Source organism: Halomonas sp. G11, from assembly GCF_001663515.1.
Classification (GTDB): Bacteria; Pseudomonadota; Gammaproteobacteria; order Pseudomonadales; family Halomonadaceae; genus Vreelandella.
Map to the genome: position 1 here is coordinate 47,003 of NZ_LYXG01000004.1, position 14,450 is coordinate 61,452.

General features: G+C 57.0%; 13 protein-coding genes. 8 read left to right on the plus strand and 5 right to left on the minus strand.

Annotation, left to right across the window (positions count from 1 at the left end; translation table 11 throughout):
• Positions 1-33 precede the first annotated feature (33 nt).
• The 3 genes from ADS46_RS02590 to tal are packed head-to-tail and all read left to right on the plus strand — an operon-like array spanning position 34 to position 3,287.
• Positions 34-1,575, plus strand: a complete 1,542-nt coding sequence (locus ADS46_RS02590; protein WP_066315931.1) for an FGGY-family carbohydrate kinase — start codon at positions 34-36, stop codon at positions 1,573-1,575.
• 9 nt (positions 1,576-1,584) lie between these two features.
• Positions 1,585-2,316, plus strand: coding sequence for an SDR family oxidoreductase (locus tag ADS46_RS02595; protein ID WP_066315932.1), 732 nt, complete (start codon positions 1,585-1,587; stop codon positions 2,314-2,316).
• A 17-nt stretch (positions 2,317-2,333) separates the two neighbouring features.
• Entirely contained in the window at positions 2,334-3,287 is a 954-nt protein-coding gene (gene tal / locus ADS46_RS02600; RefSeq protein WP_066315933.1) for a transaldolase, read from the plus strand.
• Between the two features lie 19 nt (positions 3,288-3,306).
• Here the strand turns inward: tal and ADS46_RS02605 are convergent, their stop codons facing one another.
• From ADS46_RS02605 to ADS46_RS02615, 3 genes are all read right to left on the minus strand, one after another.
• Positions 3,307-4,305: a LacI family DNA-binding transcriptional regulator gene (locus ADS46_RS02605; RefSeq protein ID WP_066315934.1), complete on the minus strand. Its 999-nt coding sequence runs from the start codon at positions 4,303-4,305 to the stop codon at positions 3,307-3,309.
• Positions 4,306-4,512: 207 nt separating this feature from the next.
• A complete protein-coding gene (locus ADS46_RS02610; RefSeq protein ID WP_066315936.1) occupies positions 4,513-5,145 on the minus strand; it encodes a hypothetical protein in 633 nt (210 codons plus the stop codon).
• The gene (locus ADS46_RS02615; protein ID WP_066315938.1) at positions 5,123-6,187 is read right to left on the minus strand and encodes a substrate-binding domain-containing protein; all 1,065 of its coding nucleotides are present in this window, start codon (positions 6,185-6,187) and stop codon (positions 5,123-5,125) included. The genes ADS46_RS02610 and ADS46_RS02615 overlap by 23 nt, the downstream gene beginning before the upstream one ends.
• A 260-nt stretch (positions 6,188-6,447) precedes the next feature.
• Between ADS46_RS02615 and ADS46_RS02620 the strand changes: the two genes are divergently transcribed.
• The 5 genes from ADS46_RS02620 (at position 6,448) to ADS46_RS02640 (ending at position 12,047) form a co-directional block, all read left to right on the plus strand.
• Positions 6,448-7,455, plus strand: coding sequence for a substrate-binding domain-containing protein (locus ADS46_RS02620; RefSeq protein WP_066315940.1), 1,008 nt, complete (start codon positions 6,448-6,450; stop codon positions 7,453-7,455).
• 40 nt (positions 7,456-7,495) lie between these two features.
• The gene (locus tag ADS46_RS02625; RefSeq protein WP_066315941.1) at positions 7,496-9,016 is read left to right on the plus strand and encodes a sugar ABC transporter ATP-binding protein; all 1,521 of its coding nucleotides are present in this window, start codon (positions 7,496-7,498) and stop codon (positions 9,014-9,016) included.
• Entirely contained in the window at positions 9,009-10,028 is a 1,020-nt protein-coding gene (locus ADS46_RS02630) for an ABC transporter permease (protein ID WP_066315943.1), read from the plus strand. Before ADS46_RS02625 ends, ADS46_RS02630 begins: the two co-directional genes overlap by 8 nt.
• Positions 10,028-11,053 carry an ABC transporter permease gene (locus tag ADS46_RS02635; protein ID WP_066315947.1) on the plus strand — a complete coding sequence of 342 codons (1,026 nt, stop codon included), beginning with the start codon at positions 10,028-10,030 and terminating at the stop codon, positions 11,051-11,053. The genes ADS46_RS02630 and ADS46_RS02635 overlap by 1 nt, the downstream gene beginning before the upstream one ends.
• Positions 11,054-11,192: 139 nt before the next feature.
• On the plus strand, positions 11,193-12,047 hold the full coding sequence (locus ADS46_RS02640) for a sugar phosphate isomerase/epimerase family protein (RefSeq protein ID WP_066315948.1): 855 nt from the start codon (positions 11,193-11,195) through the stop codon (positions 12,045-12,047).
• A gap of 405 nt (positions 12,048-12,452) precedes the next feature.
• On the opposite strand, the gene ADS46_RS02645 is transcribed toward ADS46_RS02640, so the two are convergent.
• Together ADS46_RS02645 and ADS46_RS02650 are read right to left on the minus strand one after the other, a co-directional pair.
• Positions 12,453-13,682, minus strand: a complete 1,230-nt coding sequence (locus ADS46_RS02645) for a type II toxin-antitoxin system HipA family toxin (RefSeq protein ID WP_066315950.1) — start codon at positions 13,680-13,682, stop codon at positions 12,453-12,455.
• A complete protein-coding gene (locus tag ADS46_RS02650) occupies positions 13,675-14,259 on the minus strand; it encodes a helix-turn-helix domain-containing protein (protein ID WP_066315951.1) in 585 nt (194 codons plus the stop codon). Before ADS46_RS02650 ends, ADS46_RS02645 begins: the two co-directional genes overlap by 8 nt.
• Positions 14,260-14,450: the final 191 nt, after the last annotated feature.

Below are 14,450 nucleotides of genomic sequence, written 5' to 3' on the forward strand. Positions count from 1 at the left end.
CCCCGCGTCGAGAGTCGAGAAAAGGAGAGCTGCATGGAAACTGTGATCGGTATCGATATCGGCACCCAGAGCACCAAGGCACTAGTGCTCGATGGCAAGGGCCAGATACTGGCCGAACATAGCCGGGGTTATCGCGTCGACACGCCGCATCCACTCTGGGCTGAACAGTGGGCGGATGTGTGGTGGGAGGCGGTGCTCGACTGCCTTCGCGACTGCCTGGCTGACCCGAGGGTCGACCCCCAGCATGTCAAAGGTCTATGCGTCAGCAGCCTCTACGGCGGTTCGGGTATCCCGGTCGACGCGGATATCCGGCCCGTCTATCCCTGCCTGATATGGATGGACCGTCGGGCTGAGGCTCAGGTGCAGTGGGTGAAGGCGCACGTCGACCTCAGCCGGTTGGGGGATATCACCGGCAACGGCGTGGACAGCTACTACGGGTTCACCAAGATGATGTGGCTCAAGGCGGAGCGCCCCGAGGTCTGGGAGCAGACCCGTTATCTGCTGCCGCCCAACAGCTACATCAATTACCGCCTGAGTGGTGAAATCGCTATCGATCACAGTTCGGCCGGTAATATCGGCGGTATCTACGACCTGGAAAAACGCGCATGGTCGCCGGAAATGCTCGATACGCTGGGTCTGGATCGAGACAAACTGCCGGACCGGTTGGTGGACTCGGGAGCGACAGTCGGCGGCCTGGTGCCCTCGCTGGCCGAATCGCTGGGCCTGCAAGCCGGTATCCCCGTGGTCGCCGGTGGCGTCGATGCGGCGATGGCCACGCTCGCGGCAGGGGCGACCCGTCCAGGTAACCACGTCGCCATGATAGGTACCAGCATGTGCTGGGGGGTGATCAATCGGCGTGTCGATGCCCGGCAGGGGCTCATCAGCATGCCGCACGTGCTGAACGGCGATCAGGACATTTACACTTTCGGCGGCGCCTTGACCGCGGGGGCTTCCGTTAGTTGGTACGTCGATACCTTCTGTGGTGAGGACAAGGCCGCCGCCGGTGAGAGCGGGAATGCCTTTGAACGTCTCGAACCGCTTGCACGCGAACTTCCCCCGGGGGCCAACGGCCTGCTCTTCCTGCCCTACTTGATGGGCGAGCGCAGTCCCGTATGGGATGCCCATGCCAGCGCCGGTTTCATCGGGCTCAGCCTTTATCACCAGCGCCATCATCTCTACCGAGCCGTGCTGGAAGGCGTGACCTTCGCTCTACGGCACAACATCGAAGCAGGCTCCCAACAGGGAGTAACCCTCGACGACCAACTGGTCGTGGTCGGCGGTGCCACTCAGTCGGATCTATGGATGCAAATCATCGCCGACGTGACCCGCATGCCCGTCTACACCTACCGGGAGAGCGTTGAGGCCGCGCTGGGGGCTGGCCTGCTGGCCGGTCAGGCTTGCGGTTTGCTCGACCTCGCCAAGCCGCTACAGCATGGCACCCTGGTCGAGCGCGCCACGCCATGCGAGATGGCGGCTTGTCGATACGATGACCTCTTCACGCTTTACTGCCAGCTCTATCCGACGCTCAAGCCGATCATGCATCAGCTCAATACCCGCCACACACAGAGCGAGTGAACGTATTCCATGAATTTCGAACTGCAGAATCAACGCATTCTTGTCACGGGCGCTACCAGCGGCATCGGCCTCGACATTGCCCAGGCCCTCGCCGAACTCGGCGCTGAATTGGTGCTGTTTGGACGCAACCGAGAGAAGCTCGCTGAACTCAAACAAGCGCTGGGGGCTCACACTCTGGCCGTCGATATTACCGATGAAGCGGCCGTCACCGCGGCCTTCTCTGAAATGCCTGCCCTTGATGGCCTGGTCAACTGTGCGGGCGTCTCGATCCTCGATGACGTTCTCGACGTCAAGGCGAAAGACCTCGAGCAAATCATGGCCACCAACGTCACCGCCTGTGCCGTGGTCGCCCGGGAGGCAGCACGTCACATGATTGCGAATGGTCGCCAGGGCAGCATCGTCAATGTCTCCAGTCAGGCGGCCATGGCGGCCCTGCCGGGGCATCTCGGCTACTGCGCGTCCAAGGCGGCCATGGATGCCATGACGCGCGTACTGTGCCTCGAACTTGGCCCCAAGGGCATACGCGTCAACAGCGTCAACCCGACGGTGACACTGACCCCGATGGCCGAACGCGCCTGGTCAGACCCCGCCAAGCGCGACCCGATGCTGGCTGCCATTCCCCTGGGGCGCTTTGCCACCCCGCGTGAAGTGGCGCTGCCGGTTGCCTTCCTGCTGAGCTCGGCGGCGTCAATGATCAGCGGTGCCAGCCTGCCGATAGACGGCGGTTTCACGTCTCACTAATGCCAAGGGGAAACTCCATGACCTATCAGCTCGATGCGCTTCGTCAGCACTCCATGGTGGTCGCCGACACCGGTGACCTGGAGGCCATTCAGCGCTACCAACCTCACGACGCCACGACCAACCCGTCATTGCTGCTCAAGGCCTTTGAGCTACCGGGTTACCAAGCGTTAATTGATCAGGAACTCGCTGCCGTCAAAGCCGAACCCCGCGATCAGCAGGCAGAACATGCCGTGGATCGCCTCGCCGTGGCCATGGGCAGCGAGATTGCCAAGCTCATCCCGGGTCGCGTATCCACCGAAGTGGCCGCGAAGCTGTCCTTCGACACCGAGGCCAGTATCCGCAAGGCCCACGAGCTGGTGGCGCTCTACGAGAAGCGAGGCGTGGCCAAAGACCGAATATTGATCAAGCTAGCCTCCACCTGGGAGGGCATCCGTGCCGCAGAAGTGTTGGAGAAAGAAGGCATCAACTGCAACCTGACTCTGCTGTTCAGCGATGCTCAGACCCAGGCGTGTTTTGATGCGGGTGTGTTCCTGGTGTCTCCCTTCGTCGGCCGCGTCACCGACTGGTACAAGAAGGAAACCGGGCAAACGTTCACCCCCGAAAACGACCCCGGCGTACAGTTTGTGCGTGGCGTCTGCGAGCGGGTTAGTCAAGGCGGATACGATACCGTGGTGATGGGGGCAAGCTTCCGCACCGCCGACCAGGTGCTGGCACTCGCCGGCTGCCCACGCTTGACCATCTCGCCGGTGTTGCTCGAAGAACTGGCGACGACACCGGGCGACGTGAAGGCCAATGTGCTGATGACACGCAATGGCGGCCCACGACCAACACCGCTCAACGAGCCTGCTTTTCGGTGGGGACACAATCAGGACGCGATGGCCAATGACAAGCTGGCCGAGGGTATCCGCCGTTTCGCCGATGACCAGTCGCGCCTTGAAGAGCAGATTGCCGAACGCTTGGCTGCCCTGTGATGTTACGTTCCCGTTCGCCTTACTGAATCAGCGTGGCTGCGATCGTGACATCACGGCCTTCGGTCGTGGGGTCTTTTATTTGCTCGAAGAGCAAGCGAAAGGCTTCATGCCCCAATTGGTAGGTGTCATGCACCGCACAGGGAATCGATACATCGAAAATATCGGCATAGGGAAGTCGATCTATGCCGACGACAAGCACATCATCCCGTGATACATGGGCATCGTGCAGCGCCCGCATCGCCCCCAGCGTGATCAACTGGTTGAAACCGAATACGGCATCGGGGAGCTTATCTCGGCGAAGGTGGGCGGCCATGTCGCGATAGGCGGGCTGTAAGGTGTAGTCGCCTGGGCGTTGCTCCAACGACAAAGTAACGCCCGCCTCCTCGTAAGCCTCTTTGAGCCCAGCCAGCCGATGCCGCGTGATTTGCGAGCCACTGGGTCCTGTTAATGTCAGCACGCGCTCGATGTTCTTCTTTACCAGCAACTCGCCAAGCAATCGTCCGGCCAGATGGTTGTCCAGCACCACACGGCTGAAGTCTTTCACATCCAGCGTTCGGTCCAGCATCACCACCGGCAAGTTGGCATTACGCAGCCGTTCCAGATAATTGGGCCGATAACTGGCATCGTCAGAGACGGGCGACAAAATGATACCCGCCACCTGATAACTGAGCAGGGTATCGATCGCCACGTCCTCAAGCTCTGGCGAGCCATCAGTGTCGATCAGCATGATGGTGTAGTCATGCTCCTTGGCCGCACGTGAAATTGCCTTGATCACCTCACTGTAAAAGGGATTATCCACGCTGGCTGTCACCAGCCCGATGAGCCGGTTCTTGCGACTTCGAAGATGGCTGGCGAAGGCGTTCGGCACATAGCCCAGCTCGTTTGCCGCAGCCAGTATTTTCTCACGTGTCTCTGGCCTGACCTTCTCAGGCTTTTTCAATGCACGCGACACCGTCATGTTGGTCATGCCCACATGTTTGGCGATATCGGTGATAGTGACTTGGCTGCGTTTCGTCATGTACGACTCGTATATCAAGGATACAGTGCACGACCAACGATCCAATGCCCTGGCAGTTGGAGCCGGGAATACAACAGGATCAGTGCTTAGTAGCGCCTTCAAGCTTTCAATTGGCGGGAGCCACCTCAGTCGGTCTTGCAGCGGTTGACCGTACCTTAACGTATTACCTTCATGAAGTGGCCATCATTGTCAGGCAAGCTCAGGCTGTCAAACATTGTAAAGATAGAAATCAGGAATGCTACTCTGCTGGACGACTAAACGCATATTTGGCAAGTCATTGCCTTCCAACTTGGCCCGACGTTGCGCATCGGGTAGATGAGTCCAGCGCTGACCCAAGCGCTGCTCAAGTGTATGTTCAGGCACCTGAATAAAAACACGCAAATCCATCTGGTCAGACAACGTCACCCACTGCGGGTCATCCAGCAATAGGTAGTTTCCCTCAACGATAACAAGGCGCACCTCAGGGCCGATCATACGGGCGGCGGCTCGCGAAATTTCCCTGGTTCGATCAAATACCGGCACGGCTACGGCGGTGCCATCATCAGCCGTAATACGCTGTAGCATCACATGCAGGCCATCAACATCGAAGGTATGAGGAGCGCCCTTGCGACCCAAGTCACCGCGTTCCGACAACAACTCATCATCGTAGTGGAACCCATCCATGGGCAGAATCGCCACGTGGCCAGGAGAAATTGACGAAAGCGCATCAAACAATCGTTTGGCGATATAACTCTTGCCTGCCCCTGGCGGCCCTGCCAATGCGACAAGCCGACGCTCAGGCCCCTGTAACCAAGGGGTGAGACGTACAATTAGTTCATCAAGGTTGATAGTATTCAGCATCCGGCTGCTGCTCCTGCAAAAACTGAGACTCGGAGGGATTACCAATCACTAAACGTGGCGGAATAACCACTACTTCACCAGCCCGCTCGGCGCTGCCATCAAACCACTCGAAACAGGTTTGAATCATTGTTTCCATATCCTGCCTCAGCATGATGGTATCGAGCGGTAAACAGGCAGCAAAAGGGTCCCAGTCAAAGCAAGCCAGGCGGGCATGACGAACCCGTTCGGGATAGGCGTGCCAGAACATGGCAAACCCCTCAAAAGCAGTGATCGAGTTAACCAACAACGCCGCAGGAGGCTTGCCGCCATCGGTAAAAAGCGCCTCCAGTGCGGCCTTGGATGCCAGAGGGCTGTACCCACAGCGCAAAATATCGCCTGGCTCGACGGTACGTGAATGCTCGCGGCATACCGCCATAAACCCCTCCACCCGCTGGTCCGTTGCGTACTCGTCCTCCCGCCCTCCGAGAAAAATCACGCGCTCGCTCTGAGGAATATCCTTCAACAACATACGGGTCAGATTACGGGCACCCCCCACGTTGTCCGTCACCACAGAAAACGTATCAGCCCCCGGCAAGTCGACATTGACACAACGCACCCCCCGAGCACGGCATAGCTGATTCAAGGGCTCCGGATGGCGCACGCCTGCAATGACCAATAGCTCTACCTGTTGGCCCACCAGAGTGGCGGTCACTTGTTCCTCAATATCCTGATCACGCTGAGTACTCACCACGATCGGCACTAGGGAACGTCGCCGCGCCTCACTCTCAAAGTTCTCGATCAGGCCAGCAAAAAAGCGATTGCGGTGGTGAGGTACGATCATACCGGCCAGCGACGAGCGCTGCATGCGTAGTCCCCGGGCACGCTGATTCGGTTGATAATCCAGTTGCTTGGCCAACGCAAGTATATGCTTTGCTGTCGCCTCCTTGATCCGATGCTGCTGCCAACTACCGTTGAGCACAAAGCTGACCGCCGAGGTAGAAGTGCCCGCCGCACTGGCAATATCCCTGATCGTGGTTCGCCCTCCCGGCTTTGCTCTGGTCATATTGATCTCCGTGATATAAGCGCTGAATCACCATGCCATGCTCTTTTTGAAGAGACAAGCTAAAAGGTTTTAGCTTCAGGTCGCAAATATGCGCCAAGCGGCTTGACGAAACAAGCTAAAAGGTTTTAGCTTTTAACTGACAGAGGCAGCATTAGCTCTGATAACAGGCTCCCAGCCAGCAACGTACATATCCGTTCGATCTATAAGATCAACAAACAAGATCCGTAAACAAGATCAACAAAGATAACGGGAGAACAAACATGAACCTCAGCAAACTTTCACGCCGCGCGTTCAAGCTCGCCGCCACCTCAGCCATCATGGCCCTCGCTTCTGGCGCTGCCATCGCCGATGAAAGCCCCACCATAGGTGTTGTGGCCAAGATCGGCGGCATCCCCTGGTTCAACGCCATGGAAAGTGGCATTGAAGAAAAAGCCGAGGAACTCGGGGTTGAAGGCTTCATGGTCGGACCTACCAGTGCAGATCCAGCCCTTCAGGTACGTGCCATCGAAGACATGATCGCCCAAGGCGTGGATGTAATCGGCGTAGTGCCCAATGATGCTCAGGTACTTGAGCCAGTGCTTGCCCGAGCACGTGATCAAGGCATCATCGTGCTTACTCATGAATCGCCTGACCAGCAAAATGTGGACTGGAACTTCGAGCTTGCCTCAGCCCAGGGGTTTGGTGAGGCCTACGGCGAGCGCCTGGCCGAACTGATGGATGGCAGCGGTCAATATGCGGTATTTGTTGGCGGACTTTCCGTTCCTCTGCACAACGCCTGGGCAGACGCCGCAATCGCCTATATCGAAGATAATTACCCGGACATGAGCGTCATTGGCGACCGCTATGGCGTGGCCGAGGATGTGGACGCCTCCCGGCGTACAGCGCTTGACCTGATGCGGGCCAACGACGACCTCGGTGGCATACTTGCCTTTGGCAGCCAAGGGCCGATTGGTGCGGCACGCGCCGTAGCGGAACGCCGCCTCAGTGGCGAGGTTGTTGTGCTTGGCCCGTTCTCACCAGGCCAGGGACGCCGCCTGCTTCATGACGGCGTGTTAAGCGGTGGCTTCATGTGGAATCCTAAACAGGCTGGCGAAGTATTTGTCACTCTTGGCACCCTGCTTGCCAATGGCGAGACGCTGGAAAGCGGCATGGAAGTCGAAGGACTCGGCGTGATTGATCCGGACGTAGAGAGCCGCAACATCATTGTCGACCAGCTGATCGAGATCAATAGCGAAACCGTCGATGAACTGGCCGCCCTCGGCCTCTAACAGCGCCTAGCTGTCCCCCAGGAGCACGCCAGAGGTCACCATGAACCATAAACTAGCTGGGGCTGATGAGCAGCCCCCTGAGTTGCTGCGCCTTGAGCACGTATCCAAGCGTTTTGGCGGTGTGCAGGCGCTTGACGATATCTCCTTTAACGTCATACCAGGCGAGGTACTATGCCTTGCCGGAGAGAACGGTTGCGGCAAATCCACGCTGATCAAAACCATCAGCGGCGTACACCAACCAGAACCCGGCGCCATCATGCAATGGGATGGCAAGGACATGCTCGGGTTAGGTCCCTCCCAGGCAAGAGAAATGGGCATTCAGGTCATCTGGCAAGACCTTGCCCTATTTCCCGAAATGAGCGTGGCCGAAAACATAGCCTTTGAACAGAACCTCGGCACTCGCGTGGGCTTGGTAAACTACGCGACCATGCGTCAAAAGGCCGCCGATCTACTCCAAAGGTTAGGTGTATCTATCGACCTGGACGTCAGGGTCGCCTCCCTGTCCATTGCCAACCGCCAGCTCGTCGCCATCGCCAGGGCCCTCATTGCTGACGCACGCCTGGTCTTCATGGACGAGCCTACCGCCTCACTGTCGCGGCATGAAACCGAAGCCCTCATCACGATCGTACGGAAGCTGTCGGAACAGAACATTGCAGTGGTGTTTGTCAGCCATCGACTGGCGGAAGTTCTGGATATCTGTACTCGGGTCACAGTGCTGCGCGACGGTCGCTACGTCGGCACCTACTCCACCAAAGACATGACACAGTCACGCTTGACCGAGCTGATGACGGGCCAAAGCTTCGATTACCAGACGCGCCCTGTTCCAGCCCAACAGGGCGCCCCGCTACTGGAGGTTAAAAACCTCTCCCGCAGTGGTGAATATCACAATGTAGATCTCGATATTCGCCCTGGAGAAATCGTCGGGCTAACTGGCCTGCTTGGTGCGGGGCGCACAGAACTCGCACTATCGCTATTCGGAATGCGACGCCCCGACGAAGGCCAGATTGTGTTCGAAGGCAAGCCGCTGCACATGGCCTCAAACCGGGATGCCATCAAGGCCGGGATTGCCTATGTATCCGAAGACCGGCTATCGCTTGGCCTGATCCAACAGCAACCCATCGGCGATAACACTGCTATTACCGTGCTTGGTCGCCTGCTAAACCCGCTCGGTTTGCTCTCACCGAAGAAAAAACAGCGTCTGGTGGATGACTGGATTCACCGCCTGAAGGTGAAGATTGGCGATACCCGCGACCCCATTTCAAGCCTGTCTGGCGGTAACCAGCAGCGCATCGTACTTGCCAAGTGGCTAGCCACCGAGCCAAAACTATTAATTCTCGACAGTCCCACCGTCGGTGTGGACGTCGGTGCCCGTGCCGGTATTTTCGAAATCGTGACCGCCCTTGCCGAGCAGGGAGTGGCGATTCTGCTGATTTCAGACGAAATACCCGAAGTTTATTTCAACTCGGACCGCGTATTGCACATGCGTGATGGCCGTTTGATAGAGGAATTCACACCCGCGACGACCGAACTCACGCACATTGAGGAGGCTGTCCATGCATAAATTCATTCCTCGCGTGGGTGGTACCGAGCTATGGCTGATCGCCGTGATCGTGGTGATTTGCATCGCACTATCACTCACCACCGATACCTTTCTGACGCTGGTCAATATTCTGGACCTCCTTAATTACTCGGCCGTCAACGTGATCTTCGCTGCGGGCCTTTTGGTGGTGCTGGTCGCCGGTGGTATCGACATCTCCTTCGCCGTGGCCGCCTCGGTCGTCCAATACCTAACCGCCACCACCTTAATCAGCATCGGCGGCGGCAACTGGGCTATTGGTTTTGGCTTAGCCATTGGCTTTGGCACTCTGCTAGGTGCCATCAATGCCGCCTTTATCTATCACTTCAAAATCATCTCGATTGTCGTGACCATCGCCACCTTTAACCTCTTCTTCGGTTTGCTGATGTTTCTAACCGACGGTGCCTCGATTTATCTGCTACCGGACTGGGTGGTTGATCGTGTCGTATTCTTCGAGCTGGAAACCAGCAACGGCTGGGCCGAACTCACCCTGCCCGTTTTCGTCATGGCAGTGGTGCTATTTGCCACTTGGCTGCTGCTTAGGCGCCTTAATATTGGACGCCAGATATTCGCCATGGGCGACAACCCCGAAGCCGCACGGCGACTGGGGATAGGCATTGGCAAGATGCACTACCTGGCCTACGGCTGGCTGGGTGCTTGCGCCGGCATCGCAGGGCTCATGCAGATGCATTACGCCCAAGAGGTCGTGCCCAATGCCATGTACGGGCGAGAGCTTGAAGTGCTTGCCGCTGTCGTGCTGGGCGGAGCACGCCTGGGAGGCGGGCGAGGCACGCTGCTGGGGGCAGTGCTCGGCTTGGCCCTGGTAGCCATTACTCAAAACGGCCTCAACCTGCTTGGCATTTCCTCTTACGCTTTCCGAATGATCGTGGGGGCCACTATTTTGATCGCTATCTGCATGTCAGGGGATACCCTCGATGCCCTGCGCACGCGCCTTAAACGCACGCGTGCCACAACCCGTCATGGGGAGGTAGTGTAATGCACTCATTTGTAACGCAGCTTTTCTCTCGCAACGCCTCCAGAGGTAGTCCCTCATCTGGCCCAGCAGGGGAACTGATAGGCATAAGCATTGTTCTGTTGGCGCTGCTGATCCTGTTCAGCTCGTTATCCGACCGCTTTTTTACCGGCGCCACCTTTTCCTCCATCGCCTTCCAGCTACCTGAACTAGGCCTGCTGGCACTGGCCATGTTGATCCCCTTGCTCTCAGGCGGGCTCAACCTCGCAATTACTTTCTCCGCCAATATCTCAGCGCTAACGATGGCTTGGGTAATTGGCTGGTTGGGTGGTACAGACGCGGGCATGACAGGCATTCTACTCGGCATGTTGGCCGCCATACTCAGCGGTGCACTGATCGGCTGGGCGCTGGGGGCCATTGTTGCCTACACTGGCGCGCACCCTATTCTCGCCTCCCTGGCCATGATGATATTCCTGCGCGGATTAGGCGAGTTTCTTACCCGTGGCGGCAGTATTTCAGGTTTCCCCGAAGAACTTGCTTATCTTGGCCAAGGCACACTGTTCGGCATTCCCATTCCGCTGCTGATTTTCGGCCTCAGTGCCGCTATTTGGGCGCTGATCCTCAACCGCACCCGGTTAGGATTCTCGATCTACATGCTGGGTTCCAACACAGCCGCTACACGCTACTCAGGCATCAGCACAAGACGCACCCTCACCATGGTGTACGTACTGTCCGGCATCATGTGCGGTATCGCGGGCATCATCATGGCCAGCCGCTTCAACTCGGTGCGCGTTGGCCATGGCGAAGCCTACCTTTTGATCACCGTGCTGGCCTGCTTTTTAGGTCGGGTTGACCCCTTCGGTGGTTTTGGCCGCGTAGCGCCGGTTGTCATGGCACTCATCATTTTGCAGGTCATCAGCTCCGGTCTTAACCTGCTCGGCACCAACCAACACCTGGCAACGGCGCTATGGGGCGGGATTCTCCTCGCCGTCATGGTGGTGCGCTACCTCTGGGCCAGGTTCTCCTCAAGGCGCAAGGCAAGTGCCTGAGGATTCCGCCACGGTGACGTAAGTGTGCAACGAGCACGTACTCACATAACAAACGCACTTACATCACAAACGCACTTACACATAACCATCGTATCCACACAAGAATCGCACATTCACACAACAATAGAAGGAGTGACCCATGAGTGTTAGTGGCTTTGGCGTACATACCGCCATGTGGGCAATGGAGTGGGATCGGCCAGCCGCCGAGCTGGCCATTTCCGAAGCGGTCAAGCACGACATCGACTTTCTTGAGATAACGATGCTGGATCCCATGGGGGTCGATACCGCCCATACACGCAACCTGCTGGAAAAAGCTGAGGTAGATTGTGTCTGCTCGCTTGGGCTCCCCCTGGACAAGCTGCCTACCAACAACCCAGAAGGTGCACTCGACTTTCTCACCATGGCCATTGATAAATCCGCCGAGATAGGCGCCAAGGCGATGAGCGGGGTCATTTACGGCGGCATTGGTCAGCGCACCGGCTACCGCCCCACTCAGCAAGAGTACGACGCGACGGCCCGAGTGGTCGAAAAAGCCGCCGCCTACGCCCAGTCAAAAGGAATGCTATACGGGCTGGAAGCGGTGAACCGCTATGAAAACCACCTGCTCAACACCGCCGACCAGGCAGTCATGCTATGCGAGATGGTCGGTGCCGAAAATGTCTTTGTCCACCTCGATACCTATCACATGAATATCGAAGAAAAGGGCATCGCCCAAGGCATTCTTCGTGCCCGAGAGCACCTCAAGTACATTCATCTGTCCGCATCCGACCGTGGCACGCCAGGCCGCGACACGATTACCTGGGACGAAGTCTTCACCGCTCTTGCCGCCATTGAATTCAAGGGCGGCATGGCCATGGAGAGTTTTATCACCGTGCCCCCTCAGGTGGCCAGTGCCCTCTCCGTTTGGCGCGATGTCGCTCCCTCCCGCGAGGAAGTGCTCACCGACGGCCTTAGCTACCTGCGAATGAAAGCGAACCAGTATGGTTTAATCTGATCGTTTGCTCTCGCCTTGAGCCTGCTCAAAGGAGCCTTCTCAGAGCGGTATCGTCCCACTAGAAAAGTACCAGCCAGTCAAGACGGGCTGGTATTACAGCTAACGTCGGACGTTAACACCTGATGAGGGGATTTGAATCTGCAACTCTCGGCTTCGCAGGACATTTAGTTTCATGTTCAAAATTATTAGCGCTAGTGTAGAAAATAAGAACAACACTTTAAAATCAATAAAATACATAGATACTAGCCAGCCAAACGCGAGCAACTCAGCACCAATTAATGACGAACAATGACCGTTAACGGCATCCACTGGGCACACATCGTGTGCTCTTTCATGCTTGGAATCCGGACAGACCTGACCCTTGGCCAGGGGCAAAAATGCTTCGCGCTTGATCGTGGTCGCTTCTTATTGCGCTATAGGGAGGCTCTTGATATGAGCCTCGATAGCCTCACGAACTTGCTTTGTCATCGGGAGATTGTGTTTCTCGACCTGCCAGTGCTGGTGGAAGCGTGCGACCGCCTCGTGAGCCGTATCCAGTACAAGCTTTTCGGGAATGGCGGCTTTGGCTGCCAAGTGCTCAAGCTCGTCATTGGTCAGTTCGGAAAACGCGCGAGCCCGGCTGATCCTGAGCCCCATATTGTCGTTGGGGATATAAGGGATGGTCGAGACAAGATCGTAAGCCGGAGCGAGCGCTGCGTTTCGCCGGTCGGGATAAATAAGCGACCAGTTCTTCATGTGCATGTCGCCGTTTCCGATCAGAACGCAGAACACCAGCCGCCGGATGAATTCGGCGATATCGGCGTCGCTGGTCTCAGCGGCAAGTACCTGTGCAATATTGCGCAAGGTGGCCGTTTTGTACTTTTGCTCGGCATAGACATCGAAGACCTGTGCGAAATCCTCGATATGAACGGCGCTGCCGTCAGACAGCCTGTCGAACCGTTCAATAACGAAGGCGCTTTGGCCGATCTTGTCGATTCCTTCGGGCAGATTCTTGATGCTGCCGACATCGACAAGATCAATCGGTGGGACATCTATTCCGATAAGGCGCGCGAGCGTCATCATCGAAAACTCGTTTTCGGGAACGCCTTCGAACTCGCATGATGGGAGTTTCACGATCCATGACCCACCAACGCCGGATGCGGGAATTGTCAGCCCGCCGGTCGGTGCCAGAACCGCCGAGAATTTGAGCTGCACCCCAGCAAGCGAGAACCGCAAGGCATGCTCACGGCGACCACCTTCGGTCTCATCGGCATCGGTACTCTCACCGCCAATCGGCGGCCATGCCTCGCCATCAGCGGGTTTGATCGTGACCGCACCGGGCAGGTCATGACCGAATGCCCTAAGTAGATGAAACTCACGCTCGGGATTTACGCCCGCATTCTCTGAAAGGTATTTACGCAGATGGCCTTCAGGTAGAAGATTCGAGAAAAATGGCATCACGCGCTTCTGATAGGCTCGGAAGTCCGTCAGCAGCGCGCCGAATTCGTCCTTGAAGGCCAGCCCCAGCGTCGGCCTGTCAGGGTTGTCGATATAGGCGTGGTTGAAGGCAAAAATCGTTCGGTCTCCGCCAACACTGGTGAGCGTGCCGATAGGCTCCCCATAAAGCAGGACATCAAGGACAGAGACATCAGCCATCTTGATCCTCCTCTAGCCGATAGGCCGGTCTTGGGGCACGCAGCGTCTCTTGGGACGAGGCTCGATGGGCGAGCTGATTGCGCAAAGCGCGGATATTTTCGACAGCCAGATTGACGGCCTCATGGCTGCCCGAGGACTCGATAGACTCAAGGATGCGCCGTACCTTTTTTAGAATGTCAGGGTCAATCTGGCTCTGGATTTGGGTGATCTCGCGGATGCGGCGCTGGAGGTTGTCGATGCTCGCTCTGGATGTGTGCGATGCAAGTGCATCCACCGTCTCGCGGATGCGGTCGAGTTCCCGCTGTGTTGCCGCGTTGATGACCGGCGCGCTGGCGACGCTGCGGGTGATTGACTGGACAGCCGGAATCGCCTTGCGGGGAACGAGCATCAACTCCAGGTTCAGCGCGTGGGCGATGTGAGAAAGGCTTGAGACGCGCAGGTCAACGGCATTATTTTCTATTTTCGAGATGTGCGACTGCGGCACACCGGCAAGCGCGCTCAGTTCCCGCTGACTCAACCCTTTAGCTTCTCGTGCCGCCTTGAGTTGTGCGGCCAGTTGTTCCGTTCCATAGCTCATTTGATCTACTTTTCTATATCAAATAGTAATTCTGATCTATTAAAATAGATCACACTATACGGTGAAACTCAAGAAGCTTTGATCTGCAATAATATATCATAGAACGATTTTGATCTATTATAATAGATCACCCATTACCTGTAGCGACTGCCCTCAAGGTCAGCCGAATATGCTGGGACACTTAAAAACAC